The following is a 25673-nucleotide window of genomic DNA, read 5'->3' as shown; positions in this document are numbered from 1 at the left end:
CACCGGAGCGAGGGACTCAGATCTCCTCGACGCACACCACGAACCTGCGCTCCTTGTAGGTGAAGCCGGTGCCGGTCGAGCACGCGCCCGGATCGGAGGAGTTCTGCTGGATATTGACCACCCTGATCGGCTGCACGCCGTGCTCGGAGCAGTCGATGCGCTTGGGGTCGTCGCCGCCGACGTCCATGCAGCCGCCGACCACCCAGTCGATGTCGAGGCACAGCGCGCCCTGTTCGACGCCGTTGAGCGTTTCGGCGTAGTAGTTGTCGCGGTCGCCGACGCAGGCCGAACTGGTCGGGGCCTTGGCGACGACCTTGTAGTTGGAGGCGCGACTGCCGCAGGACGCCTTGGTGATGGTGGCGTTGCTTGTGGTGCCGCCGAGGGTCACGCAGTCGCCGACATTGGCCTGGAAATCGGTGTTGCCACCGCGGGCGGTTGTGGTGGGACGGCCCGAGGTGGGCCGGGACGTGGACGAGCGCGGCACCGAGGTCTTCGGTGTGCTCGTGGTCACCGCGTCGATGGTGCCGTTGTCGATCGCGGGCTGCGCGGTGCCGTCGATGGTGGAACTGCATCCGACCACCAGGGCCGCCACCGCGGCGACGGCGCCGATACCCAGCGCGAACCTACCGATGAGCTTGTGACGAGACACGAAACAGTCCTCCCGAGCTGTAACGCTCCGAACTCAAACACCCCCGTGAGAATCCGAAGTTGACCTACCTTGCATGGAATATCCAGCAATGCATACACCATCGTTAACAGGGCCGTCGAGTCGAACCTCGCGGCGGCGCCGTTCGTAGATGGGGGTATGGATATCGTTGCTCCGCCGCCCCCGCGCCCGCCGCGTCTGGTCGCACTGCACGCGCTGGCCGCCGGTGTCGATTTCGACAGCTACTTCCGGTGGCGGCGGTCGAGGGAGGGCGATCCGTTCTACGTGCGGTTCCCCGGTCTCGGGGCGGCGCTGTTCACCGGCACGCCCGCCGGTGCGGCCGAAGTGTTCCGCGCACCGGTCGAGTTGCTGGAGCCGCCGCGGCCGAATCCGATCGAACCGTTGGTCGGCAGCGCCTCGCTCATCCTCTCCTCGGGTGAGCGGCACCGCGCCGACCGGGCGCTGCTCACCCCCGCCTTCCACCGGGCGCGGGTGCGCGAGCTCGGGCGCGTAATCCGGGATTCGGCCCTCGACGAGATCGGGCGCGCGGAGTCCTGGCGACCGGGCGCGCGCGTCGACTCGCGGGCGGCGGCGCGGGCGATCACCTTGCGCGTGATCCTCGGTGCGGTCTTCGGCGGCGACGACATCGCCCGCCGCGACGACTACGCCGCCGCCGTCACCGACTTCCTCGACGCATTCTCCGCCCCGCTCATGCTCGTGCCCGCGCTGCGTATGGGTGCCTTCGGCCAGACGCCGTGGGACCGCTTCCGCGCCGCCCGCGAACGGCTCGACCGGCTCATCCGCGCCGATATCGCGTACCGACGGGAGACAGCGCGGCCCGGGGACACCGACATACTCGCCACCCTGCTCGCGGCCCGCCGCGCGGACGGCGCCGCGATATCCGACGACGAGTTGTGCGATCAGGTGCGCACCCTGATCGTGGCCGGGCACGAGACGACCGCGACCAGCCTGGTGTGGGCGCTGTTGCATCTGCATCGCAATCCGTCGGCGCTCGCCCGGTTGCGCGCGGAGATCCGCGAACTCGGTACGGGTGCCGATCCGACGGAGATGGCGGCGCTGCCCTACCTGGACGCGGTCTGTCAGGAGACGCTGCGGCTGCATCCGCCCGTGCCGATCGTGCTGCGACAGCTCACCGGCCCGTTGGCGATCCGCGGGGTGGCGCTGTCGGCGGGTGACATCGTCGGGGTCACGGTGCCCTTGCTGCATTCGGATCGCGACGTGTGGTCGGACCCGCGGCGGTTCCGGCCGGAGCGCTTCCTCGAGCGCCGCTACGGCCCGTTCGAGTACGCGCCGTTCGGCGGCGGGCACCGCCGTTGCGTCGGCGCGACGCTGGCGGATTACGAGCTGCGGATCGTGCTCGCCACGATCCTCGGCCGGGTCCGACTCGCACTGACGCCACGGGACGCGCGGGGCAGACTGCCGCTCACGGTGCCGCACAACATCGCGACGGGTCCGCATCGTGGAATCCCATTCGACGTTGTCGCGTGATTTCGGTCACGAATCCGTTTGGGTACCAGCGAAACCGGACGGACCGCAGGTTTGCTCGCCGGACACCGAGTTGCCGACCCGACCGGGCACTTTCCCCAAAGTCCGCCCGGCTCAACGAGATATGTGCGACAGACCACAGACGATAGTCACCCTGCATCAATCCCGGCGGGCGCTGGCTTCCGGTCCGCACGGACGGTAGGAAAGACGAGGGTCGGGGCGATGTATCCGTGGGGCCGTGTTCTCGCGAGCCCCCGCGCCAGTACCCGTGAGCGCTTTCGCAGGCTCCACGCCGATGAAATATCCCCGTCGCGCGCCTCGAACGCGCGCGGGAGTAGGAAATGGACGAGAAACCTATGCATGTCGCTTTCCACAAGAGAATGCCGTCGACCGCCGCCCCCACGGGCGGACGCGCCACCCGTCGGATCGGTCGCGGCGTTCTATTGTCGGCGGCGATCGCGGCGGCAGGCGCCCTGATCGTCGCACCCGCGCAGGCCGAACCCGCACTGCCCGGCATCGGCTCGGGCTCCTCCTCATCCGGCGCGGGCGCCGCGACCGACCCGACCCCGCCGCGTGCCGACTTCGCCCCGCCGAACATCAATATCGCCGACGGTGAGACCGTCGGCGTGGCGCAGCCGATCATCATCAACTTCAAGGAACCGATCGCCGATCAGGCCGCCGCCGAGCGCGCCATCAAGATCACCTCCTCCAAGCCCGCCCCCGGTCATTTCACCTGGCGCGGCGACAAGCAGGTGCGCTGGCGGCCCAACGACTTCTGGCCGGACAACACCGATGTCAAGGTCGAGGCGGGCGGTACCACCAGTTCCTTCCGCATCGGCGACGCGCTGGTCAGCACCGCCGACGACAACACCCACACCATCACCATCACCCGTAACGGCGAGGTGGTGAAGGAGATGCCCACCTCGATGGGCAAGACCAAGCACGAGACCCCCAACGGCATCTACTACGTCGGCGAGCAGTTGCGCAAGATGGTGATGGACTCGTCCACCTACGGCGTGCCCGTCACCGATCCCGAGGGCTACAAGATCGACGTCGAGTACGCCACCCGCCTGTCCAACAGCGGCATCTTCGTGCACGCGGCCCCGTGGTCGGTGGCGCAGCAGGGCGTGTCCAACGCCAGCCACGGCTGCCTGAACGTGAGCACCGACAACGCCCGCTGGTTCATGGAGAACACCCGCAAGGGCGATCCGGTGATCGTGGTGAACACCTCCGGCGGCACCCTCAGCACCGCCGACGGCCAGGGCGACTGGAACTGATCCGTCCGGCCCGATCGACGAACCGGGAACCCGCGAGCCCCAAGGGCTTGCGGGTTCCCGGCTTTCGGGGGATATGTTCAGTGGGTCTTCGACACCCGTTAACCGATGAGTTGCTACACACCGTAAAACTTTCGCGGTGCGAACGAGTACGGAACGGGTTCTGCCCCGGCCCCACGGACGGGGGCCGCGCGGGCGACCGTGGCGGGACTATGCGCTGTTCTTCGTACTGGTCGGGCCGAATCTCGCGCTGCTCACACTCTTCGTCTACCGGCCGCTGATCGACAATATCCGACTGTCGTTCACCGACTGGAACATCTCCGATCCGTACGTCACCTATATCGGAGTCGACAACTACCGCGAGTGGTTCGGGCGCTCGGACTCCTGGCAGATCGTCACCAACACCGTGGTGTTCACCATCGCCGCGGTGGCGGGCAGCATGGTCATCGGACTCGCGCTGGCCCTGCTGCTTGACCGGAAACTGTTCGGCCGCAACGTGGTCCGCTCCGCGATCTTCGCGCCGTTCGTGATCTCCGGCGCCGCGATCGGCGTAGCCTTCCAGTTCATCTTCGATCCGAGTTTCGGTCTGGTGCGCGATGTCCTGCACCGTGTCGGCGTCGACTCGATTCCCGACTTCTACCAGGACCCGCACTGGGCGATGTTCATGGTGACCGTCACCTACATATGGAAGAACCTCGGCTACACCTTCGTCATCTATCTGGCCGCGCTGCAAGGGGTTCGGGCCGATCTGATGGAAGCCGCCGAGATCGACGGGGCGAGCCGCTCGACCACCTTCACCAGGGTGCTGCTGCCGCAACTGCGTCCGACGACCTTCTTCCTGTCGATCACGGTACTGCTCAATTCCCTCCAGGTCTTCGACATCATCAACGTCATGACCCGCGGCGGTCCGCTCGGCACCGGCACCACGACCATGGTCTACCAGGTGTACGAGGAATCGTTCCGCAATTTCCGCGCGGGCTACGGCGCGACGGTCGCGACCATCATGTTCCTGGTATTGCTCGTGGTCACCCTGTTCCAGGTGCGGATCATGGATCGAGGTGAGTGAGCGATGACCGCGACGACACAGGCCCATCGCCGCCGCATCCGCGCGGTGACCCTACTCGGCTACGCGGCCATGCTGTGCGTGCTGATCATCGTCGGCGTACCGCTGTTCTGGATCATCATCACCTCGTTCAAGGCGCGCCCGGACATCTACACCCAGCCGGCGGTGTACTGGCCGCACAGCTGGCATCCCGAGAACTACGCCGAGGCGACCACCGCGCTGCCGTTCCTGACCTTCCTGCGCAATTCGCTGATCGTCACCGGCATCGTGGCCGCGGTCAAATTCGCGCTCGGCATCTTCAGCGCCTACGGCCTTGTGTTCCTGCGCTTCCCGGGCAAGACGGCGATCTTCCTCGTCATCATCGCGGCGCTCATGGTGCCCAACCAGATCACCGTGATCTCCAACTACGCGCTGGTCGCGCAATGGGGTTGGCGCAACACGTTCCTCGGCATCATCGTTCCGCTGTGCGGGGTCGCCTTCGGCACCTTCCTCATGCGCAACCACTTCCTCTCGATACCGGTCGAGGTCATCGAGGCGGCCCGCATGGACGGCGCGGGCTGGTGGCGACTGCTGGTCCGGGTCGTATTGCCCATGTCAGGGCCGACGATGGTCGCCTTCGCCGTGGTCACCCTCGTCAACGAGTGGAACGAATACCTCTGGCCGTTCCTGATGGCCGACGACACCGGCGTGGCCACCCTGCCGGTCGGCCTGACCCTGTTGCAGAACACCGAGAATCCCAGCGTCACCAACTGGGGGCCGGTCATGGCGGGCACGCTGCTGACCATGCTCCCGATCCTGCTGGTGTTCCTGATCCTGCAACGCCACATGATCAAGGGCCTCACCTCCGGTGCGGTCAAAGGTTAACCCGATACAGGAGAAACCAGTGTCCACTTCACAATTCGGCGGACTGTCCCGCCGCGGATTCCTAGGTCTGGCGGGCGCGGTCACCGCGGGCGCCGCGCTGACCGCCTGTGCGGGCAGTGGTAGCGGGGGTGACAAGGGCGGCGACGAGAAGACCATCACCTTCTGGTCCAACCACCCCGGCACCTCCAAGGATTACGAAACCGAGCTGATCAATCGGTTCCAGGCGAAGTTCCCCGACCTGAAGGTGACCCTGGTCGACGCGGGCAAGAACTACGAGGAGGTGTCGCAGAAGTTCAACGCGGCACTGTCCGGCGGCGAACTGCCCGATGTCGTCGTCCTTTCGGACGTGTGGTGGTTCAACTACGCGCTCAACGGCACCATCGAACCGCTGGACGGCCATTTCGGCGACGCGGGCGTGAAACTCGACGACTACGTCGACTCCCTGGCCGCCGACTACAAGTTCAACGGCAAGCACTACGCGCTGCCCTACGCCCGCTCGACCCCGCTGTTCTACTACAACAAGGACGTGTGGGCGAAGGCAGGCCTGCCCGACCGCGGCCCGCAGAGCTGGCCGGAATTCGACGAGTGGGGTCCGCGCATCCAGGCCGTCGTCGGCGACGGCAAACTCGCCCACGGCTGGGGCGACGCCAAGAACTACCTGGCCTGGACCTTCCAAGGCCCGAACTGGACCTTCGGCGGCGCCTACTCCGACGGCTGGAAGCTGAAGTTCACCGAGCCGGGCACCATCGCGGCGGGTCAGTTCCTGCGCGACATGATCCACACCAAGAAGTACGCGGGCATCAAGCCGCAGATCGCGGTCGACTTCGGCACCGGCGTCATCGCCTCCACCATCGCCTCCACCGGCGACCTGCGCGGCATCCAGAAGAACGCCGAGGGCAAACTGGAATTCGGCACCGCCTTCCTGCCGCATCCCAACGGTCCCGGCGTCACCACCGGCGGTGCGGGCCTGGCGATTCCGGCGCGCATCTCCGACCAGCGGAAGGTGAACGCGCTCAAGTTCATCGAGTTCATCACCAATGCGTCGAGCACCGCGTACTTCTCGCAGAACACCGGATACATGCCGGTGCGCAAGTCGGCGGTGTCGGATCCGAGCGAACAGGAATTCCTGACCAAGAACCCGAAGTCCAAGGTCGCCATCGACCAGCTCGCGGTGACCAAGTCGCAGGACTACGCCCGGGTCTTCGTGCCCGGCGGCGATCAGATCATCGGCACCGGACTCGAGCAGATCGGTTTGCAGAACGCCGATCCCGCCACCACCTTCGCCAACGTCACGAGCCAGTTGCAGGCGATCATCGACCGCCAGATCACGCCAAAGCTGCCCAAGTAACAAATCGCCCGGAACAGGGAGAAGATCGTGGCCACAGTGCATTTCGACCGGGTGACCCACCGGTACCCCGGCGCACCGACACCGGCCGTCGACGCCCTCGACATCGAGATCGCCGACGGGGAATTCCTCGTCCTCGTCGGCCCGTCGGGGTGCGGCAAGTCGACCAGCCTGCGCATGCTGGCCGGACTGGAGTCGGTGGAACAGGGCCGCATCCGCATCGGTGACAGGGATGTCACCGCACTGCCGCCGCGGGCCCGCGACGTGGCGATGGTCTTCCAGAGCTATGCGCTCTATCCCAATATGACCGTGGCGCAGAACATGGGTTTCGCCCTGCGCAATGCCGGAATGAACAAGTCCGACACCATGATCCGGGTGCGCGAAGCGGCGAGAATGCTGGAACTCGAACCGCTGTTGGATCGCAAGCCCGCGAAACTGTCCGGCGGCCAGCGCCAGCGCGTGGCCATGGGCCGGGCCATCGTGCGCAGGCCGCAAGTGTTCTGCATGGACGAACCGCTGTCGAATCTGGACGCGCAACTGCGGGTCAGCACCCGGTCGCAGATCGCCGCGCTGCAACAGCGACTCGGTGTCACCACCGTCTACGTGACCCACGACCAGGTCGAGGCCATGACGATGGGGCACCGGGTCGCGGTGCTGCGGGAGGGCCGCCTCCAGCAGGTGGCCGCACCGCGGCAGCTCTACGACGACCCGGTCAACACCTTCGTCGCCGGATTCATCGGCTCGCCGGGCATGAACCTGCTCGACGCGCCCGTCGACGACGGTGCGGCGGTGCTGGGGTCGCTGCGGATTCCCTTGCCGCGCACCGCGACAAAGGGCGCGCGGGTCGTCGTCGGCATCCGACCCGAATCGTGGCGGGTCGAGACCGATGCCGAGAACAGCCTCGGCGTCGAAGCCGAACTGCTCGAGGAACTCGGCGCGGAATCGTTCGTCTATACCCACGGCATCGGCGACGAGGGCTGGACCAGCCGACACGGGCGCATCGTTGCCCGGGTGGACCGCAGGCTGCGGATACTGCCCGGTGACCGGCTGCACCTGCGCCCCGAACTCGGCGAGATCTATTTCTTCGACGCCGAATCCGGGGATCGCCTGCGCTGAACCGACCGCGCCCGCCGCGGGCGGAAGGTCACCAGATCTTCACGCGCTGATCGGGTTCCAGGTAGAGCTTGTCGCCGGGTCGCACATCGAATGCCTCGTGAAAGCTGTCGATATTGCGGACCACGGCATTGCAGCGGAATTCCGGCGGCGAGTGCGGGTCGACGGCAAGACGGCGGATGGCCTCCTCGTTCCTGGCCTTGGTGCGCCACACCTGGGCCCACCCGTAGAAGACCCGCTGCCACCCGGTGAGGCCGTCGATCACCGGCGGTTCGGCGCCGTCGAGCGAGATCCGGTACGCGGCAAGGGCGATGGAAAGTCCGCCCAGGTCGCCGATGTTCTCGCCGATGGTGAATTCGCCGTTGACGGTGTGCTCATCGGGCAGTTCCTGCGGCGACAGCACATCGTATTGATCGATCAAAGCCCTGGTGCGCTTGCCGAATTCGGCGCGGTCGTCATCGGTCCACCAGTCGACCATATTGCCGTCGCCGTCGTATTTGGCGCCCTGATCGTCGAATCCGTGACCGATCTCGTGGCCGATGACCGCGCCGATACCGCCGTAGTTGGCCGCGTCGTCGGCGTTCATGTCGAAGAACGGGGGTTGCAGGATCGCGGCCGGGAAGACGATCTCGTTCATCCCCGGGTTGTAGTAGGCGTTGACGGTCTGCGGGGTCATGAACCATTCGTCGCGATCCACGGGCCCGCCGAGTTTGGCCAGGTCACGATCGTGGTCGGCGGCATGACCGCTGCGGTAGCTGCCCAGCAGATCGGCCGGGTCGACGGCGACCGCGGAATAGTCGCGCCACCGGTGCGGATAGCCGATCTTCGGGGTGAACTTCTCCAACTTCGCCAGCGCGGCCTCGCGCGTCCGCGGACCCATCCAGTCGAGTTCGGCGATATTGCGCCGGTACGCCTCCTGGAGATTGGCGACCAACTCCACCATCCTGGCCTTGGCCTGCGGCGGGAAATGTTCGGCCACATAGAGTTTGCCGACCGCCTCGCCCAGCAGTTCCTGCACCAGGGAGACGCCGCGCTTCCAGCGCTCCCGGTTCTCCTGCGCGCCGGTCAGCGTGCGGCCGTAGAAGTCGAAACTCTCCTCGACCACGGCGTCGGTCAGATACGCCGCGCGCGAGCGCAGCACCCGCCACGCCGCCCACGCCTGCCAATCGACGAGCGACTCCTCCGCCCAGACCCGCGTGAAGGTGCGCACGTAGTCTGGTTGGCGCACGACGAGTTCGGCCAGCACATCCGCTCCCGTCGCGGCGATGCCCTCGGCCAGCGCGTCACCCCACGCCGCCCAGTCGAATTCGGGATAGTCGTCGGTCAGGGCGGCGAATGTGGTCAGGTTGTAGCTCTTCTCCGCATCCCGGCGACGCACCACATCCCAGTGACCCTCGGCGAGTTTGCGCTCGAGTTCGACGATGCGCTCGGCCGCGGTGTCCAGGTTCTCGGGCAGCAGCCCGGCCACTCGCTCGTCGGCGGCGGCCAGTTCGAACATACGCCCGATGTGCGCGAGGTACTTGGCGCGGACCTCGGCGAATTCGTCCTGCCGGTAGTACGACTCGTCGGGCAGCCCGATACCGGACTGGGTCGCGTGCAGCAGGTAGCGGCTGGAATTCTTGTCGTCGGTGTCGACGTAGAAGGCGAGCGCGCCGCCGATTCCGGTGCGCTGCATCCGGCCGAGCAGCGCGGCGAACGCGCCGCGATCGGCGACCGCGCGAATGGCGGCGAGCTCATCGGCGATGGGCGCGAGTCCGGCGGCGGCGATGGTTTCGGTGTCCATGAAGCCCGCGTACAGGTCGCCGATCTTGCGGGCATCGCTTCCGGGCTCGGCCTGCGCTCGGGCGGCCTGGCGAATGATCTCCTGCACATCCAGTTCGGCCTGGTCGTACAACGCGCGGAAGGCGCCGTCGATGGCGCGGTCGGCCGGGATCGCGTATTCCTTCAGCCATTTGCCGTTGACATGCGCGAACAGGTCGTCCTGAACCCGGACGGCGTCGTCGAGGTAGGACAGATCGATACCGGAGGGTCTGGTCAGCTCGGAAGTCACGATCTCCAGTATGCCGAGAACCGCGGATTCGGGGCGGTCGCCCGCGACCGTTGTCGGCCCCGGCCGCGGACGCGGCCGGGGGAATGCCGGTCAGGCGAACAGGGGATGCCGGTCGAATTCGCCGTCGCGCACGCCCGCGACGAAGGCGGCCCATTCCTCGACGGTGTAGGTGAGGGTGATGTCGCCGTGACGCAGTGTTGTCGTACCGTCGGCTCCGGTGCGGGCGACGAGCCGGTCACCCGATCGGCCGGCCGCCAGCAGGCCGAGGAACGAGGTCCATTCGTTCGCCGTCACGGTGATGATCGGCTCATCGGCCGGGCGGTTGGCCGGATCGCGGCGGTATTTGCTGTCACGAATCAGCACCGCGTCACCGACGAACCGAACTTCGACACATTGGTTGCCGTTGTTTGACCTGGTCGATGTGAACCAGCCGGTCGAAACAGACCGGTGGGTAGCGGTGGTGGTCATGGCGCGGATTTTACTCCCCCGGCATACGACCTGATCAGGGCCAGTGAATCGGCCCGACTCAGCGACTGCTCCAATGCCCGGAGATAGGCGAAACCCAGGTCACGGACCAGGTCGGGATCCTCGACCCCGCCGCCGAACACCGCGCTCTCGACCCAACCGAAGGTCGGTAGTTGCTCACCCGCGAAATCGATGAGATGGAAGCTGGAACCGCCGAGTATCGCCCCCGCCGTCGCCGCGAACGGGATGATCCTTACCTCGATATTGTCGAGTTCGTCGATGAGCGCGGCCAGATGTTCGAGCTGTCCACGCAACACCGCGGGTCCGCCGGTCTGCTGCAACAGGGTCGCCTCGCCGATCACCGCGGTCAGCTCCACCCGCTGCGGCCCGCGTAGCCGCTCCTGGCGGCGCAGCCGAATCGCGACGAGCTGTTCCACCTGCACCGGCCGGATCATGACATCGGCGCTGATCAGCGCTCGCGTATACGCCTCGGTCTGCAACAGACCCGGCACCAGCAGACTGTCGTAGCTGCGGATACTCTGCGCCCCGAACTCCATGCCGTAGAGCCGCTGGAGCTCGGGACCGATCAGCGCCGAGGACTTCGTCCACCATTCCCGCCGTTTGCTGGCGTCCAGGAGGGTTAGCAATTCGGCGCGTTCCTCTCCGTCGACCTCGAGAAGTTCCAGCACCGGACCGATGGTCGTGGTGGTGAGCACGCGGCGTCCCTTTTCCACGTGCGACCAGTTCGCCGGGGTGAACCCGACCTTCCTGGCGAACGTCGCGGAATCGAATCCGCGCTGTTCCCGTAGCTCACGTAGCCGGATCACCAGTTCCCAGCGGGCGACGGTCGGCGAGACGGGTGCCATGTGCAGGATGCTACGCCGCGCGGACTCACCCGGGCGTGACTATTGTCATCCGAGTTGCGCAGGTCTACGCTCCGAGTAGCCGCAGATTCACCCGTCACGTCGATTCGAGACGAGGTTGTTCATGATCGAGCGCAGCGAACGACTATCCGACACGGCTACACCCGCTCGTCCCGCACCGCGTACGCCCGCACAGGACTTCATCGCCATCCAGGACGCATTCGCGCGCTGTCGCGCGTACCGCAAGGACCACGGGCTCTACGCGGTGGTAGAACCCGGACTCGGTCGCATCATGCTCGAGATCGGGGCGGTCGGCGCGGTCGTCATGCCCGCCGCACTGGGCCTGCGAGTCTGCCACGCGCTCACCGCCGAGGGCCGCACCGCCGGGCCGATCATCACCCACCCCCGTTCGGACCGGTGGACCTTCCTCACCGGGCCGACCGACAACTCCTACCTGGACATGGCCCTATTCGCCGACCTGTTCCGCGTCTGCGCCTCGGTCGCCCTCCCGGGCAGCCGGATCGTGTTGCCCTCACCGGCGGACGAGCACAGCGGATACCGCGACTGGATCGCCGCGCCCGTCGGCGACTACCGACCGGATCTGCCCGACGTGGTCGCGGCCACGAGGGCGTGCGCGGCGCCGGCTAGGGGCTCGGCCGCGGGGTGAGCGTGATGCTGTACTTGTCCTCGATGTTCTGATTCCAGTCCCGCTCGCACTGATCGATCTTGGCCTGGTCGTTACCCGCTTTGCTGATGCAGTCGAGGAAGTCCTTGCCGCCGGAATCGACGAAGAAACTCCATCCGATGATGGAGATGACCGTCGCGGCGACGATCGCGATGATGCCGAGAACGAGGCCGGTGACGGCCATACCGCCGCCCGCGCCGGTGCCGCGGCGGGCCTTGACCAGGGCGATGATGCCGAAGATCACGGCGAAGACGCCGAACAGGAATCCGCCGAAGACGACGAGCAGACCGAGGATCGCGAGTATGCCAAGGACAAGAGCCGTGACGGCGAGGCCCTTACCCTTCGGCGACTCCTGCCAGTACTGTCCGCTGGACGGGGGCGGATACTGACCGGACGGAGGCGGCGGGTACTGACCGGGCGGCGGATATTGGGACATGGACTTCCTCTCAGTCGGTACCGCGGTGCGCGCGATCGCGAAGCCACGCGCGCTGTGTGCTGCCTACTGATCGCATTCCCGCCCGCGCGACGTTAATGCGATCGATCCCACATCCGGCCGCCTCGCCCTGCTCGCGATATCGCCGCGCGTGAGCGCCGACTCAGGAACCGCCCAGCCGCGCGTGCATCTCCCACACCAGGATCTCGGCCGGTCCGTGCGCGGTGATCCGCTGGCCACCGGTCCTGGTCAGACGCACCGCATCGCCCTCGTACAACGTGCCGACGCCTTCCATCTCGACCTCGCCCGCGGCCATGAACACATGGGTGTACGGCGCGTCGGGCAACTCGATGGCGTATTGAGGATCACCGGTCAGGCGGGCCACGTGCAGCGCCGAATGGCTGCTGTTGATGCTTATGGCGGTGCGGTCGCGGTAGCGCGGCAGACCCGAGGCCACCGTCACCAGACGGCCCGAGGCCAGTTCGTCGTCGATCTCGAGCTGCTGGTACCCGGGTTCGACTCCGGGTTCGTCCGGGACGACCCACATCTGGACGAAATGCACCGGATCGTCGTGCGCCGGCGAACCGTCCAGCCGCCAGGAGTCGTTCTTCTCCGAATGCAGGATGCCGGTGCCCGCGCTCATGCGCTGCGCGAGTCCGGGATAGATGACACCGCTGTGACCGAGCGAATCCTGATGCACCAGACTGCCGGAGAGGACCCAGGTGACGATCTCCATATCCCGGTGCGGGTGGGTGTCGAATCCCTGTCCGGGCGAGACGACGTCCTCGTTGTTCACCAGCAGCAGACCGTGATGGGTGTTCTCGGGATCGTAGTGTTCGCCGAAGGAGAACGAGTGCTTGGAATCCAACCAGGAGACGCGAGTCTTCATGCGGTCACCACCGCGATGGACATCGATGTGAGGTGTCGTGAGTGTGGACATCGTGGTCCTCCTCTCGGGACCGTGCACCGATCACCTTTCAGGGTAGGAGTACGTACGAGGCAGTACTCCGAATTCCTAGTAAATTGTCCTGCACTCGGCATTTTACGCGAGCGACCAGCGGGTGAACGGCAGGCGAGCAGTACCAACCGGTACGTCGAACCGGGGGCGCGGCGAAGTAGGGTACCGCGACGAGGACTCCGGCTTCCCAGTCCGGAATCGTAACGTGATGCGGCACAACGTAACCGGAGGTGACAGCCAGATGCGATCCGAGCAACTCGACGGCATCGAGCAAGAACTCCGCGCCGCCGCGCGCGCCGACGGCATCTGCCATTTCGTGGTCGGCGTCGCGGTATTCCGTCACGGCAAACTTCTGGTAGTCCGCCGGGTACCGGACGACTATTACGGCGGCATGTACGAACTGCCGGGCGGCGGCGTGGAATCGGGTGAGAGTTTCGCCGAATGCGTGGCGCGTGAACTGTTCGAGGAGACCGGACTGCGTGTGCGCGATATCACCGAATTCCTCGGCGCCATCGACTACGCCACCAGAACCAAGGCCAAAGTGCGCAAATTCAGCTTCGTCGTCGACGCCGACGGGGGCGAGGTGTCGCTCGCCCCGGGCGAACACGACGCCTTCGCCTGGATAGACGCCGCCGCCTTCGAACACCTCCCGATGGCGCCGGACACCCGGCAAATCATCGGCGCGCTCATCGCAACCCTCGACCCGACCCATCCCGGGTGAACGAGCCGGTGACCGGACACGGCACAATCGGCGAGGTGTTCCCTGGTCGCCCCGAGGGCCCGCTACCGACCGGCGAGCCGCCGTCGCGGTTGAACACGTGGTTGTCGGCGCTGCGCGCGCATCCCGCCGCCGCGCGGCTGTCGAGCGTGCGCTTCGCCGGGCAGTTCGGCGACGGCATGTTCCAGGCCGCGCTGTCGGGCGCCATCCTGTTCAACCCGGAACGCCAGACCGACCCGCTCGCCATCGCCGCCGGGTTCGCGGTCCTGCTGCTGCCGTACTCGATAGTCGGGCCGTACGCGGGCGCGCTGCTCGATCGCTGGGATCGCCGCAACGTCCTGCTCGCGGCCAATGTGCTGCGTGCCGCGCTGATCGCGCTCGCGGCGATCGGACTGCTCGCCGGGATCGGCGAGACACCGCTGCTACTGCTCGCGCTCGCGGTGGTCGGTGTCAGCCGATTCGTGCTGGCAGGCGTCTCGGCCGCACTGCCGCGGGTACTGGCCCCCGACCTACTGGTCCCGATGAACTCGCTGCTGGCCACCGTCGCCTCGGGATGCGCGGGTGTCGGCGCGGCCACGGCCGTCGCGATCATCGGACTCGTCGGCGCGGGCGATTTCGGCTCCGCGGTCGCGGTGGCCGCCAGTGCCGCGGGATCACTGGTCAGCGTCCTGGTCGCGGCCCGCTTCGGCGCGCACGTCCTCGGCCCCGAACCCGGTGCGGCCGCGGCCGGAAGCACCGTCAAGGCCATCGCCACCGGACTGCGCACCGGCGCGGGCGCGGTGCGGCAATCGGCTCAGGTCACCACCGCGATGGCGGGGATCGGCACGCACCGCATCGTCTTCGGCACCAATACGCTCGTCATGGTGCTCGTGCTGCGTCAGGGCGCGGCCACGGGCGGCGGGCTCATCGGCTTCGGCGTCGCCATCGCCGCCACGGCGGCGGGCATGCTGGTCGCGGCCGTGGTCGCACCGCTGCTCATTCCGCGCCTCGGCCGCCCGCGCTCGGTGATCACCGGACTCGCCCTCGCCACGATCGTGCAGCTGACCCTCGTCACCCCCATCGCCCTCGCCGATCCCGGACCCGCGGCGCACCGAGCACACCAACTGCTCCTCGTCGGCGCGTTCCTGTTCGGGTTGGCCGGGCAGACGATCAAGCTCACAGGTGACGCGACCATGCAACTCGACATCGACGACGCCAGACGCGGACAGGTCTTCGCGCTCCAGGACACGGTTTTCAACGTCGCGTTCGTACTGGCGATCGTCGTGGCGGCCGCGGTGATTCCGGACGACGGGCGGTCACTGCCGCTGGTCCTCTCGGGCGCCGCGGTCTATCTCTGGGGAATCGCGGTGATCCTGCTCGTCCTGCGGCGTCCGGCCAACCGAGATCAGCCGCTGTGATCGCCCGATTCGGCACAACTGTCCAGCAGCCGTCCGCGCTGGTCAGGGCGTGGACCGAACTGGTTCATCAGCTCGTCGGGGCGCCACCGCGCCGGATCGGACGGCCCCTCGGACGGCCCGGATTCGATCGGGTTGTTCGTTTCCGAACTCGTGTCCGGTAATGGATCGGTGCGCACTATCCAACCGAGAGGTTCCTGATCGGCATCGGCGGAGGAACCGGTGATCCGGTGATCCCAAGTGCCCGCGCCGGTCGGGTCGGTATAGAAATGATCGAGCAGGCCATCGTCGTCCAAGTCGAGCGCGGCGATATCGGCGGTACCCGAACCGGTTGTGTCCCAGAGAGCGTCGTCGGCCAGACCGTCACCGTCGAAATCCAATTGGACGGCGTCGAGAGCGCCGGTACGGGCCAAGTCCAGGTCCGCTTGCGAAGTCCAGGTGTGGGTGGTGCCGTCGCCGGTACCGAAGACGTACTCGATCTCGTTCATATGTGATTTGACGCACGCCACAGCGGGTCGGTTCCTGTGTCTATGGCTGTGTCTCTGGCCGCGACTCCGTCGCGGCGGGTTCGCGGCCCCTTATGTCTCGCGTCCGAGCGGTCGATACTTGCTCCTTCGTCGCTTTGTCTCGACCACTCGGACGCGAGACGGCCGCGAACTGTATCTCTGGCCGCGCCTCCGGCACGGCGAAGTTCGCGGCCCCTCGAGTCTCGCGTCCGAGCGGCCGATACTTGCTCCTTCGTCGCTTTATCTCGACCACTCGGACGCGAGACGGCCGCGAACGGTCGCTCGTAAGACTCGCTCCGGGCGGGCTGGGTGTGTGGGGGGATGGGGCTTGTCTCGGTTGAGCCGAGGGGGTTGGGTAGCGACACGATCGACCACGCCCCACCGAACACGACCAGATCGAGTGACCATCACGCTCATCGAGACCGAACCCAAACGGTAGGTAGCGACACGATCGACCCCACACACCCGCACCGAGCACAACCACATCGAGGGGATGACTTCTATCGACGTGAGCCGGGGGAGCGGGCGGATTGGGGAGTTGCTCGGTTTGATCTGCCGAGCGGGGTTCGGGGTCTGGCGTCGTTTACCGGGGTGTGCTGCGCATATGGGGTATGTTGATCTCCGGCGTGGTCGGAATCGACAGGGAGTCAACAGGTAATGGGTCTGCCGCGGAGGCTCGAATCTTCCGCCCTCGTCGGAGTCGCGCTGCTCGGCGCCCTGAGTTTGCCCGGACCTGTCGCGCGCGCGGTGCCCGCGCCGTGGGCGCCGCCGCCGGTGAACGCCTGCGGTGAGGTCGGATTCGATCCGCGACTGCGGGAGCCGGATCCCAACGCGCCCGCGCCGCCGCCGATCCGTATTCCGCCGCAGATCGACATTCCGGTGCCCTGGCCCGAGATCACACCGGTGCCGGTACCGGACCCGCCGCAGGACAACACGCGGATCGTGGCCGAACCCTTGCCGTCGGACCCGTGCCGCAATCCGTGCCCGGATGTGCGGAACACCCAGCAACCCGAGCCCGAGCCTGGGACGCCGGAGACGAATTCCGGGTCGGGTTCCGGTTCCGGGTCGGGTTCCGGTTCCGGGTCGGGCACCGGGTCGAGTTCGGGATCGGATTCAGGGTCGACAACCGGGTCCGCCACCGGATCGGCGAAGTTCTCGTTGCCGCGCATCACCATCCGCCCGGAGATCGAACCCATCCCCATTCCGGTGCCGGGAGAGGGCGGCGAGGAGCCGCAGCCCGCGCCTCCGCAGGTCGTTCACCCCGCTGAACCCGGACCCGTGGCGGAACCGCTGTCGCTGCCGCGACTCGAATCGACCGAACTCGTGGGTCAGGTGACCGGCCCGGGATCGCACAATCGCACCGATATGCGCTGGCAGATCGACGGCACCGACCTCGGACTCATGTGGGAGACCGAACCGGGCAAGGTCGCGGTCGTCTTCGGCGACACCTTCGGCCAGGGCTGGCAGACCGGCGGTGCGGGCGGCCCCGACTGGCGCAGCAATGTGCTCGCGTACAGCGGTGACACCGACCTCTCCGACGGCCTGACCATCGACACCGTGGTCCAGGACAGCCGCTGCCACGCCGCCGAGTTCCTGGCCAGCCGCAAGATCAAGAACTGGGAGACCACGGTCATCCCGACCTCGGGTTTCGCCATCGGCAAACGCCAGTACCTGAGCTATATGTCGGTCAACCACTGGAGCCGCATCCCGGGCATGTGGTCGACGAACTACGGCGGCATCGCCTACTCCGACGACGGCGGCAGCACCTGGACCAAGGATCAGCACGCCAAGTGGGACAACATCTTCGGGCTCGGCCGGTTCCAGGTCGCCGCGATGGTCCCGCAGGGCGACTACGTCTACATGTTCGGCACACCCAACGGCCGCGTCGGCGTGACCGCGCTGGCGCGGGTGCCCAAGAGCGAGGTTTTGAACAAGTCCGCCTACCAGTACTGGGTCGACGGGACCTGGGCGCCCGCCGCCGAGAATCGGGCGACGCCGCTGTTCATGGGGGTCGCGAGCGAGCTGTCGGTCCGCTACGAGGCGAAGTCGAAGCGCTGGCAGATGATGTACCTGGACTCGGCGCAGGGCGCGATCGTGCTGCGGGAATCGCCTACGCCGCAGGGCATTTGGAGCGATAGCGTCGCCGTGGCCAGTACCGCGGACTATCCGAAGGCGTACGGCGGCTTCATCCACCCGTGGTCCACCGCGACCGACCTGTACTTCACGATGTCGGCGTGGGACACCTACAACGTGTACCTCATGCACGCGAAACTCGACGCGAAGCACTGACTTCCGTCGGTCAGCGCACGCGGACGAATCGAATTCGCGTGCCCGGCCGGGCCTGCGCCACCGCGTCGATATCGATGTCGGCGACCACGGCGATCACCGGATAGCCGCCGGTGATCGGATGGTCGGCGAGCAGGACCACCGGCTGTCCGCTCGGCGGCACCTGGATCGAGCCCGATGCCATGCCCTCGGTGGGCAATTCGTCGGTGATGCGACGCCGCAAGGGTGGTCCGCCGCGGCGGTCGAGACGGGCCCCGACACGGTCGGTATCCGTCGACACCACCCATTCGCCCCGGTAGAGGGTCACGGGGTCGGTGAACCAGTCCTCGCGCGGGCCGAGCATGGCGCGCACCGCAAGCGGTTCGCGCGGCGGCGGGGCGACCGGCGCCAGATCCACGATCGGAAGAGTGGGCGGCGGGGGACCGATCGGCAGTAGATCGCCCGCGCGCAGGGGTTCGGGGCCGAGTCCCGCGAGGGTGTCACGGCTGCGGGAGCCGAGTACCGGCGGCACATCGATACCGCCGCGCACCGCTATGTAGCTGCGCAAACCCGTTCGCGCCCGACCCACTCGCAGCACCTGACCCGCTTCGAGTTCCAGCACCGCCGCGGAGCCGACGGGCGTGCCGTCCACGGTAACCTGCGCCTGCGCACCGGTCACCGCCAGCGTGTGCCGATCGACCATCCGCAGCGCGATCCCGCCGAGCAATGCCTCGATCACCGCCGCGCCCTCGGGATTGCCGACCAGCCGATTGGCCAGCACGCAGGACCCCCGATCGGCCGCGCCCGCCGAACCGACACCGGAGTGGAACCAGCCGGGGCGGCCCAGATCCTGAATGGTCGCCAGCGGCCCGACCGCCTCGACCAGGATCACGACACCACCGTGAACCGGACCGCGGTGCCCGCCCTGATCAGCGCGGGCAGGTCGCGATCGGTATCCCACATCGCCAAATCGGTGTGACCGATGAGCTGCCAGCCGCCCGGGGTCGCGCGCGGGTACACCGCCGAATATCCGCCCGCCAACGCGACCGCGCCCGGCGGGATGGATGTGCGCGACTGCTCGCGTCGGGGCACGCTCAGGCGTCCGTCGGGTGATTCCAGATAGCCGAAACCCGGTGCGAATCCCACGAATCCGCAACGCCAGACCGTTCCGGTGTGCGCGGCGACCACCGCCGCGGTGTCCATGTCGAGCAATCGCGCGACCTCGGGCAGATCGGCGCCGTCGTAGTGCACGGGGATCTCGACCGGCGGCTCGGGGGTGGACCACGGGTCGAGAGCGGCGGTGGTCTCCATATCGGCCATGATGTCCGCGAGCGCACGGCGCACCGATTCGGCCGCACGCGCCGAATCAAGCGTGACCAACACCGTTTCCGCCGCGGGCAATACATCCGATACTCCCGGGAGACGGCGCTCGCGCAAGGCGGCGAGGAAGGCCGGGACAGGCGCGGTGATCAGCAGCGCCCGATCACCCGCGCGGCGGATGGACGGTTCCCCCGTGCCTCTCGCCCGTGCGCCTGTCACCGAATCACACCGCCGATCACGCGAACGATTCGACCGGAACGCCGACGTCGTCGAGCGAAACCCGAATCCGCCGCGCCATCTCCACCGCCGCGGGGGTGTCGCCGTGTACGCAGATACTCTGCGCCGCCAACGACAGCTCCCGGCCTTCCACGGTGCGCACGCGACCCGACAGCGCGATCGACACCGCCTGCGCCACCGCCTCCTCGGTCCGCAATACCGCGCCCTCGGCCCCGCGCGCGGCCAGTGTGCCCGCGTGGGTATAGGCGCGATCGGCGAAACCCTCGCCGATGAAGCGGGCTCCGACTTCGGCCGCGGCCTCCTCCAACCGGCTGCCCGCGGGTCCGAGCAGAATCAGCCGAGGATCGAATTCGGCCATCGCCGACACAACGGCGTCGGCGAAGCGGCGGTCCTGCGCGGCCGAATGGTACAGCGCGCCATGCGGTTTCACGTACCGAACCCGATCACCCGCGGCGCGCGCGAATGCATCGAGTCCGCCGACCTGGTACAGCACCTCATCGCGCAGGTCGGCCGGGTCCATCGCGATCGCCCGCCTGCCGAATCCGGCCGGATCGCGATAGCCGATATGGGCGCCGATACGAACACCCTTCGCCACCGCCACCGCGCACACCCGTCGCATGATCGACGGATCGCCCGCGTGGAAGCCACAGGCGATATTGGCGCTGGTGACGATGTCGAGCATGGCGTCGTCGTCGCCCATGGTCCACGCGCCGAACCCCTCGCCGAGATCGCTGTTCAGATCCAGCGGCATCCGCGCCTCCGTGCGATCTGTGAGTCAGAACATCTATCCACTGTGCCATGTCCACGACCACGGCGGCGGGAATGGTCGGCACCGGTTTCGACCTGATCCGGATCCGGTCCGCGCTCGTCACCGCGACGGCGCTGATCAGCTTCCGAACCGCTCAGGACCTGGCCTTCCACCACTCCATGAGCGCCGCCTCGGCTTCTTCCCTCGTCATCGGGCCGCGATCGAGCCGCAATTCCTTCAGATAGTTCCATGCCTTGCCGACCTCGGGCCCCGGCGCGAGTCCGAGCAACTCCATGATGGCGTTGCCGTCGAGATCGGGCCGCACCCGAGCCAGATCCTCCTGTTCGCGCAGCTGCTCGATGCGCTGTTCCAGCTCGTCGTAGGTGGCGCGCAGGGCCGCGGCGCGGCGCTTGTTGCGAGTCGTGCAGTCCGCGCGGACCAGTTTGTGCAGCCGCGGCAGCAAGTCGTCGGCATCGGTGACATACCGACGCACCGCCGAATCCGTCCACTGCCCCTTGCCGTAGCCGTGGAAACGCAGATGCAGGAACACCAGCCGCGCCACGTCCTCGGTGAACTGCTTCGGATATTTCAGCGCGCGCATCCGCCTGCGCACCATCTTCGCCCCGACCACCTCGTGGTGGTGGAAGCTCACGCCGCCGCCCGGCTCGTTGCGCTTGGTGTCGGGCTTGCCGATATCGTGCAGCAGCGCGGCCCAGCGCAGCACCAGGTCGGGGTCGCCGTCCTCGAGGTCGATGGCCTGCCGCAGCACGGTCAGCGAATGCCAGTACACGTCCTTGTGCTGATGGTGTTCATCGATCTCGAGTTTCATGGCGGGCACCTCGGGCAGTACCCGCTGCGCCAATCCGGTCTCGCACATCACGTCGATGCCGTCGATGGGATGCGCGCCGCCGATCAACTTGTCGAGTTCGGTGCGGACCCGCTCGGCGGTGATCCTGTCGATCTGCGGCGCCATCGCCACGATGGCCGAGCGCACCCGCGGTGCGAGCTCGAAACCGAGCTGGGAGACGAACCGCGCCGCGCGCAACATCCGCAGCGGATCGTCGCCGAAGGAATCCTCCGGCGCGGCGGGCGTGTCGAGCACACCCTCGAGCAGCGCGTCCATACCGCCGAGCGGATCGATGAATTCCAGCGCGCCGTCCGCGCCGATGCGCACCGCCATCGCGTTGACGGTGAAATCGCGGCGCACCAGGTCGCCTTCGAGGGTGTCGCCGAAGGTCACCTCGGGATGGCGTGACACGCGGTCGTAGCTCTCGCTGCGGAAGGTGGTGAGCTCGAGTTGCTGATCGACCTTCGAGGCGCTGACCGTGCCGAAGGCCAGGCCGCCGGTATCCCACACGTGATCGGCCCAGCCGCGCATCATCTCCACCACCGCCTCGGGGCGCGCGTCGGTGGTGAAATCCAGATCGGTGCCGAGCCGGCCGAGTACCGCGTCACGCACACTGCCACCGACCAGGTACAACTCGTATCCACGGCCCGCGAACAACTCCCCGAGCGGGGTCAGTACATCCGACAGTCCCCCCAGCGTGATCGCGGCCGCCGCCAGCAATCGGGTACGTCGATCCGACGCTGCATCATCCTTGGACTTGGGCGAAACCACGAAAAGGCAGCTTACCGAGCGCACACAACCGCGGACACGGCGCGCCGAAGCAGCGTGAGGCCAGCACAGTAGGATTGCTAGGTGTCTCCGGCCGATCGCGCGAACAGTCGACGCCGCCAGCCCCGGCGCCGCGGTTCGGCGGCAAACGCGGCGAAACCGCGCATGCGCACCGTGCGCGAAACCTCCGCGGGCGGCTTGGTCGTCGACGGACTCGACGGTCCGGGCGGACAGCGCAGCGCCGCACTCATCGGCCGTACCGACCGGCGGGGGCGATTGCTGTGGTCGCTGCCGAAGGGGCATATAGAAGAGGGCGAGACACCGGAGCAGACGGCGATACGGGAAGTGGCCGAGGAAACCGGCATCAACGGCATCGTCGTGGCCGAACTTGGCAGTATCGATTACTGGTTCGTGACCGAGGGGCGCCGGGTACACAAGACCGTGCATCATTACCTATTGCGTTCGGTCGGCGGTGAGCTGTCCGACGCCGATGTCGAGGTCACGCAGGTCGCGTGGGTTCCGTTGAGTGAATTGGATTCCCGCTTGGCGTACGCCGACGAACGCCGGCTGGCCGAGATGGCGAATCGGCTGATCGACCGGATGGAGACCGGCAAGCGATGACGCGTGGACTGTTCCGGATCACCGTGGCGGTCCTGATCCTGCTCGGCTCGGTGACGATGGCGCCCGGAGTGCTCGATGGCGCCGCGACGGCACAGCCGAGCGGGTCGAGCAATCCGTCCACACCGAAGTTCCTGAAGCTGTCGCTGGATTCGGTGAACCCGTCCGCGGTCACCACCACCAGCGACGCACAGCTGACGGTTGCGGGCACGGTCACCAATATCGGCGACCGCGTGGTCGATGACGTGAGCATCCGCATCCAGCGCGCGGCCGCGGTCACCGATCCCGCCGACCTGCGCTACGCCCTGCGCCTGGATCAGGTGAACTACGACCTGACCGGACCGTTCGAGGATGTCGCCGAACGCCTCACCCCGGGTCAGCGCAAACAGTTCTCACTGACCATCCCGCTGCGTCCCGACGGCACCGGCGCACCGTCGCTGGATATCAGCGGGCCCGGCGTCTATCCGCTGCTGCTCAATGTCAACGGCGAACCTGCATACGGCACCCAGGCCAGACTCGACGACGCCCGATTCCTGCTGCCGGTGCTCGGACTGCCCCCCGCGACCCGGGGCGGCGACGCGGTGCGGGCGGCCGTCGACACCCCGGTCGCCACGACGATGATCTGGCCGCTCGCGGACCGGCCGCGGCTCATCGCGGGCGTACCCGGATCGGTGAACGGCAAGGCCGAACTCACCGACGACGACCTCGCGGCCGCACTCTCCAAGGGTGGCCGACTCGACCAACTACTCGGCGCGCTCGAGACCGCGCTCACGCCCACCGGCGGGGCGAAGGAGAAGGGCCTCGCCTCGGCGCTGTGTATCGCCGTCGACCCGGATCTGCTGCTCACCGCACAGGCCATGACCAACGGTTACCGGGTGCTGGCAAGTCCCTCCGATCCGGGCGGGCCGACCAGGGCGGGTTCCGGCGCGAACGCGGCACAGGCGTGGCTGGATCGGCTGCGCGCGGTCGCGGGGTCGCTGTGCACGGTGGCGCTGCCGTTCGCGCAGGTCGACATTCCGGCGCTGGCGGCGGTGAACGATCCGACGATATCGGCGCGGGCATTGACCGCACCCGCCGATATCGTCGACTCGATCCTGTCGACGAGGTCGGTGCGCGGCGTGAGCCTGCCCGACGCGGGCAGCATCGACGCGAGCGCGGGCACCCTGCTGCGCGCGCAGGGTTTCCACACCGCGGTGCTCGTCGATTCGGCCGCGGTCCCGGCGGGCGCGCCGCACGATTCCGACTCGACCCAGGTCAGCTCCGGCACCGGCTTCGGTATGTCCAGCGCGCCGTCGGCCACCGAGACCCCCGCGCCGCCGATGATCCGCATCCCGGATATCACCGCGCCGCAGGCGCGCACCGATCCCACCGCGCCGCAGGCGGGCCCCGCACCGGAATCCACGCCGCAGAACGGCGCGTCGACAACGTCCGCCACCGACCCGGCGCTGCACGTCGCCACGTTCGACCTGTGGTCGGCCACCGCGCTGGCCGCGGTCGGTTCCAATCCGCCGACCCCCTCGTTCACCCCGTCGCGGGTCCGCTACGAAGTGACCAACGATTCCCGTACCGCGCGATTGCAGGACGCCCTCGGCGCGATCTCATGGACCGCGCTCGACTCCGGTTCGGCGCGTCCCCGGGCACAACTGTTGATGCCGCCCCAGCAGTGGGGGGCCAACCGCGACGAGGCCGGTGCGCTGCTGCGCCAGATCGATCTCATGATGCGCGGCAATCTGGCGACCCCGCGGCCGTTCACCGACCTGCTGAACGAACAGCCCGACGGCGAGCCCTACGAACTGAACTATCTGTCCCGCACCGCCGAGGACGCGGTGTCCGGTCGGTTCGTCCTGCCCGTGCGCGATCAGGGGACCCGCATCGGCGAACTCGGTCACGCCCTGGTCGAGGTGCCCGAATCCGAACCGACGCCACGGCAGTACCTTTCGCCCTTCCACGACGATCTGATCCGAGTGCTGTCGCTGTCGGACCGCCGGTCCGGCAACAGCGCCCAGCCCGACACCGCCGCGCAGCGCCGCCTCGACCAGACCACGGCGACCCTGGACCGGCTCTTCAACTCGGTGACGGTGCTGCCGCCCGGCGGCGTCTACACCCTTGCCTCGGAACAGAGTCCACTGCTTCTGGTCGCCCGCAATGATCTGCCGGTCGCGATCCGGGTCCGCTTCCTGATCGGGGCGCCCGCCGAGACGAAGATCACCGATATCGGCGAGCAGCTACTACCGCCCAACGGCATCCGCTCCTTCCAGATCCCGACCGAGGTTAGCGACAGCCGGAATCTGGTGATCCCGATCTCGATGACCACCCCGGAGGGTGTCGCGCTCGGCAACTCCACGGTGGTCTCGGTGCGTTCCAACGCCTACGGTCAGGCGCTCGCGATCATCACTGCCTGCGCGGCACTGCTGCTGGTGGTGCTGGCGGGCCGTCGACTGTGGCGACGTTTCCGCGGCAAACCCGATCCGGCCGACGAAGGCGTCGATTCCGGCATCCAACGGCGGGTCATCCGCTATGGACGCGCGCGGAGGAAGGCCATGCGTGCGTCGCGGGAGGGGTGAACACGAACCCGGAACCGGACAGCGATACGGTTCGGGACAGATGTTCGGCAACGTCATGTATGTGGCGCGGGCCGAATGGCCCCACAATGGGGGAAGGTCGACCGGTGGCGCCAAGCGAAACGCCGGACCGCGAGCGAGCCGGATGCAGAGGTCCAGCGCGATACAGGAGGCATGATGGGCGACGATGACTTGTCCGCTCATCGGTTCCGACCTGATGAACGACCCGACGGGCCACCCGCCCGCCGGGCGCCCGCCGCACCCTGGGAGCGGGGCGCCCCGCAGCCGCAACCCCCGGAGGATCCCGCTGTGACGCCGCGCGATCCGCAGGGCGGCCCACCGCCGAACACCCCGCGCGTGAGCCGTCCCGGCCCACCGCCGCAGGGTCGTCGCGTACCGCCGCCGCCACCCCGGCGCGGTATGCCG

General features: G+C 67.6%; 23 protein-coding genes. 12 read left to right on the top strand and 11 right to left on the bottom strand.

Annotated elements, in window-relative coordinates:
• Window positions 1-16: 16 nt before the first annotated feature.
• Window positions 17-649: an LppU family putative lipoprotein gene (gene lppU / locus APZ21_RS22225; RefSeq protein WP_054815236.1), complete on the bottom strand. Its 633-nt coding sequence runs from the start codon at window positions 647-649 to the stop codon at window positions 17-19.
• A 156-nt stretch (window positions 650-805) separates the two neighbouring features.
• Here lppU and APZ21_RS22220 point away from each other — a divergent pair, with 156 nt between their 5' ends.
• The 6 genes from APZ21_RS22220 to APZ21_RS22195 all read left to right on the top strand — a co-directional run bounded on the left by APZ21_RS22220 (window position 806) and on the right by APZ21_RS22195 (window position 7814).
• A complete protein-coding gene (locus APZ21_RS22220; RefSeq protein ID WP_054815235.1) occupies window positions 806-2155 on the top strand; it encodes a cytochrome P450 in 1350 nt (449 codons plus the stop codon).
• Between the two features lie 377 nt (window positions 2156-2532).
• Window positions 2533-3429, top strand: coding sequence for a L,D-transpeptidase (locus tag APZ21_RS22215; RefSeq protein ID WP_054815353.1), 897 nt, complete (start codon window positions 2533-2535; stop codon window positions 3427-3429).
• A 136-nt stretch (window positions 3430-3565) separates the two neighbouring features.
• The gene (locus APZ21_RS22210) at window positions 3566-4492 is read left to right on the top strand and encodes a carbohydrate ABC transporter permease (protein WP_054815234.1); all 927 of its coding nucleotides are present in this window, start codon (window positions 3566-3568) and stop codon (window positions 4490-4492) included.
• A gap of 3 nt (window positions 4493-4495) precedes the next feature.
• On the top strand, window positions 4496-5353 hold the full coding sequence (locus APZ21_RS22205) for a carbohydrate ABC transporter permease (protein WP_054815233.1): 858 nt from the start codon (window positions 4496-4498) through the stop codon (window positions 5351-5353).
• A gap of 19 nt (window positions 5354-5372) precedes the next feature.
• Complete coding sequence (locus tag APZ21_RS22200; protein WP_082393362.1) at window positions 5373-6701, top strand: ABC transporter substrate-binding protein; 1329 nt, start codon at window positions 5373-5375, stop codon at window positions 6699-6701.
• Window positions 6702-6728: 27 nt separating this feature from the next.
• Window positions 6729-7814: an ABC transporter ATP-binding protein gene (locus tag APZ21_RS22195; RefSeq protein WP_054815232.1), complete on the top strand. Its 1086-nt coding sequence runs from the start codon at window positions 6729-6731 to the stop codon at window positions 7812-7814.
• A 28-nt stretch (window positions 7815-7842) separates the two neighbouring features.
• On the opposite strand, the gene APZ21_RS22190 is transcribed toward APZ21_RS22195, so the two are convergent.
• The 3 genes from APZ21_RS22190 to APZ21_RS22180 all read right to left on the bottom strand — a co-directional run bounded on the left by APZ21_RS22190 (window position 7843) and on the right by APZ21_RS22180 (window position 11192).
• Window positions 7843-9870 carry a M13 family metallopeptidase gene (locus APZ21_RS22190; protein ID WP_371852330.1) on the bottom strand — a complete coding sequence of 676 codons (2028 nt, stop codon included), beginning with the start codon at window positions 9868-9870 and terminating at the stop codon, window positions 7843-7845.
• An 81-nt stretch (window positions 9871-9951) separates the two neighbouring features.
• Complete coding sequence (locus APZ21_RS22185) at window positions 9952-10329, bottom strand: DUF397 domain-containing protein (RefSeq protein ID WP_054815230.1); 378 nt, start codon at window positions 10327-10329, stop codon at window positions 9952-9954.
• Window positions 10326-11192 carry a helix-turn-helix domain-containing protein gene (locus APZ21_RS22180; RefSeq protein ID WP_054815229.1) on the bottom strand — a complete coding sequence of 289 codons (867 nt, stop codon included), beginning with the start codon at window positions 11190-11192 and terminating at the stop codon, window positions 10326-10328. The genes APZ21_RS22185 and APZ21_RS22180 overlap by 4 nt, the downstream gene beginning before the upstream one ends.
• Window positions 11193-11313: 121 nt before the next feature.
• Here APZ21_RS22180 and APZ21_RS22175 point away from each other — a divergent pair, with 121 nt between their 5' ends.
• A complete protein-coding gene (locus APZ21_RS22175; RefSeq protein WP_054815228.1) occupies window positions 11314-11856 on the top strand; it encodes a hypothetical protein in 543 nt (180 codons plus the stop codon).
• On the opposite strand, the gene APZ21_RS22170 is transcribed toward APZ21_RS22175, so the two are convergent.
• Window positions 11834-12310, bottom strand: a complete 477-nt coding sequence (locus APZ21_RS22170; RefSeq protein ID WP_054815227.1) for a DUF4190 domain-containing protein — start codon at window positions 12308-12310, stop codon at window positions 11834-11836. The genes APZ21_RS22175 and APZ21_RS22170 overlap by 23 nt on opposite strands.
• A 160-nt stretch (window positions 12311-12470) precedes the next feature.
• On the bottom strand, window positions 12471-13247 hold the full coding sequence (locus APZ21_RS22165; RefSeq protein WP_054815226.1) for a pirin family protein: 777 nt from the start codon (window positions 13245-13247) through the stop codon (window positions 12471-12473).
• A 259-nt stretch (window positions 13248-13506) separates the two neighbouring features.
• Here APZ21_RS22165 and APZ21_RS22160 point away from each other — a divergent pair, with 259 nt between their 5' ends.
• Window positions 13507-13986, top strand: a complete 480-nt coding sequence (locus tag APZ21_RS22160) for an NUDIX hydrolase (protein WP_054815351.1) — start codon at window positions 13507-13509, stop codon at window positions 13984-13986.
• Between the two features lie 89 nt (window positions 13987-14075).
• Window positions 14076-15380 (top strand): MFS transporter, encoded by a 1305-nt coding sequence (locus tag APZ21_RS22155; RefSeq protein ID WP_054815350.1) that lies wholly within the window; start codon window positions 14076-14078, stop codon window positions 15378-15380.
• Here APZ21_RS22155 and APZ21_RS22150 read toward each other — a convergent pair.
• On the bottom strand, window positions 15368-15865 hold the full coding sequence (locus tag APZ21_RS22150; protein WP_054815225.1) for a hypothetical protein: 498 nt from the start codon (window positions 15863-15865) through the stop codon (window positions 15368-15370). The two genes, APZ21_RS22155 and APZ21_RS22150, sit on opposite strands and share 13 nt — an antisense overlap.
• A 675-nt stretch (window positions 15866-16540) precedes the next feature.
• On the opposite strand from APZ21_RS22150, the gene APZ21_RS22145 reads away from it, so the two are divergent.
• Window positions 16541-18172, top strand: a complete 1632-nt coding sequence (locus tag APZ21_RS22145; protein ID WP_054815224.1) for a DUF4185 domain-containing protein — start codon at window positions 16541-16543, stop codon at window positions 18170-18172.
• 10 nt (window positions 18173-18182) lie between these two features.
• Here the strand turns inward: APZ21_RS22145 and APZ21_RS22140 are convergent, their stop codons facing one another.
• The 4 genes from APZ21_RS22140 to APZ21_RS22125 all read right to left on the bottom strand — a co-directional run bounded on the left by APZ21_RS22140 (window position 18183) and on the right by APZ21_RS22125 (window position 22071).
• Window positions 18183-19040: a 5-oxoprolinase subunit C family protein gene (locus tag APZ21_RS22140; RefSeq protein WP_054815223.1), complete on the bottom strand. Its 858-nt coding sequence runs from the start codon at window positions 19038-19040 to the stop codon at window positions 18183-18185.
• On the bottom strand, window positions 19037-19687 hold the full coding sequence (locus APZ21_RS22135) for a 5-oxoprolinase subunit B family protein (RefSeq protein WP_054815222.1): 651 nt from the start codon (window positions 19685-19687) through the stop codon (window positions 19037-19039). The genes APZ21_RS22140 and APZ21_RS22135 overlap by 4 nt, the downstream gene beginning before the upstream one ends.
• 16 nt (window positions 19688-19703) lie before the next feature.
• A complete protein-coding gene (locus APZ21_RS22130) occupies window positions 19704-20456 on the bottom strand; it encodes a LamB/YcsF family protein (RefSeq protein WP_054815221.1) in 753 nt (250 codons plus the stop codon).
• A gap of 151 nt (window positions 20457-20607) precedes the next feature.
• Entirely contained in the window at window positions 20608-22071 is a 1464-nt protein-coding gene (locus APZ21_RS22125) for a CCA tRNA nucleotidyltransferase (RefSeq protein ID WP_054815220.1), read from the bottom strand.
• Window positions 22072-22152: 81 nt separating this feature from the next.
• On the opposite strand from APZ21_RS22125, the gene APZ21_RS22120 reads away from it, so the two are divergent.
• Window positions 22153-22689 (top strand): NUDIX hydrolase, encoded by a 537-nt coding sequence (locus APZ21_RS22120; protein WP_063125140.1) that lies wholly within the window; start codon window positions 22153-22155, stop codon window positions 22687-22689.
• Window positions 22686-25250 carry a DUF6049 family protein gene (locus APZ21_RS22115; RefSeq protein WP_054815218.1) on the top strand — a complete coding sequence of 855 codons (2565 nt, stop codon included), beginning with the start codon at window positions 22686-22688 and terminating at the stop codon, window positions 25248-25250. The genes APZ21_RS22120 and APZ21_RS22115 overlap by 4 nt, the downstream gene beginning before the upstream one ends.
• Window positions 25251-25673 lie beyond the last annotated feature (423 nt).

This window comes from Nocardia arizonensis, assembly GCF_001310275.1.
GTDB classification, from domain to species: Bacteria; Actinomycetota; Actinomycetes; order Mycobacteriales; family Mycobacteriaceae; genus Nocardia; species Nocardia arizonensis.
The sequence above is the reverse complement of the archived record's forward strand: the minus strand, read 5'-3'. Positions and strand labels throughout refer to the sequence as shown.

Coding starts and splice junctions, on each gene's coding strand:
- APZ21_RS22150 (WP_054815225.1), bottom strand. CDS start 15,865: ATGAACGAGATCGAGTACGTCTTCGGTACCGGCGACGGCACCACCCAC.
- APZ21_RS22215 (WP_054815353.1), top strand. CDS start 2,533: ATGCCGTCGACCGCCGCCCCCACGGGCGGACGCGCCACCCGTCGGATC.
- APZ21_RS22115 (WP_054815218.1), top strand. CDS start 22,686: ATGACGCGTGGACTGTTCCGGATCACCGTGGCGGTCCTGATCCTGCTC.
- APZ21_RS22145 (WP_054815224.1), top strand. CDS start 16,541: ATGGGTCTGCCGCGGAGGCTCGAATCTTCCGCCCTCGTCGGAGTCGCG.
- APZ21_RS22220 (WP_054815235.1), top strand. CDS start 806: ATGGATATCGTTGCTCCGCCGCCCCCGCGCCCGCCGCGTCTGGTCGCA.
- APZ21_RS22170 (WP_054815227.1), bottom strand. CDS start 12,310: ATGTCCCAATATCCGCCGCCCGGTCAGTACCCGCCGCCTCCGTCCGGT.
- APZ21_RS22165 (WP_054815226.1), bottom strand. CDS start 13,247: ATGTCCACACTCACGACACCTCACATCGATGTCCATCGCGGTGGTGAC.
- APZ21_RS22160 (WP_054815351.1), top strand. CDS start 13,507: ATGCGATCCGAGCAACTCGACGGCATCGAGCAAGAACTCCGCGCCGCC.
- APZ21_RS22130 (WP_054815221.1), bottom strand. CDS start 20,456: ATGCCGCTGGATCTGAACAGCGATCTCGGCGAGGGGTTCGGCGCGTGG.
- APZ21_RS22175 (WP_054815228.1), top strand. CDS start 11,314: ATGATCGAGCGCAGCGAACGACTATCCGACACGGCTACACCCGCTCGT.
- APZ21_RS22185 (WP_054815230.1), bottom strand. CDS start 10,329: ATGACCACCACCGCTACCCACCGGTCTGTTTCGACCGGCTGGTTCACA.
- APZ21_RS22205 (WP_054815233.1), top strand. CDS start 4,496: ATGACCGCGACGACACAGGCCCATCGCCGCCGCATCCGCGCGGTGACC.
- APZ21_RS22180 (WP_054815229.1), bottom strand. CDS start 11,192: ATGGCACCCGTCTCGCCGACCGTCGCCCGCTGGGAACTGGTGATCCGG.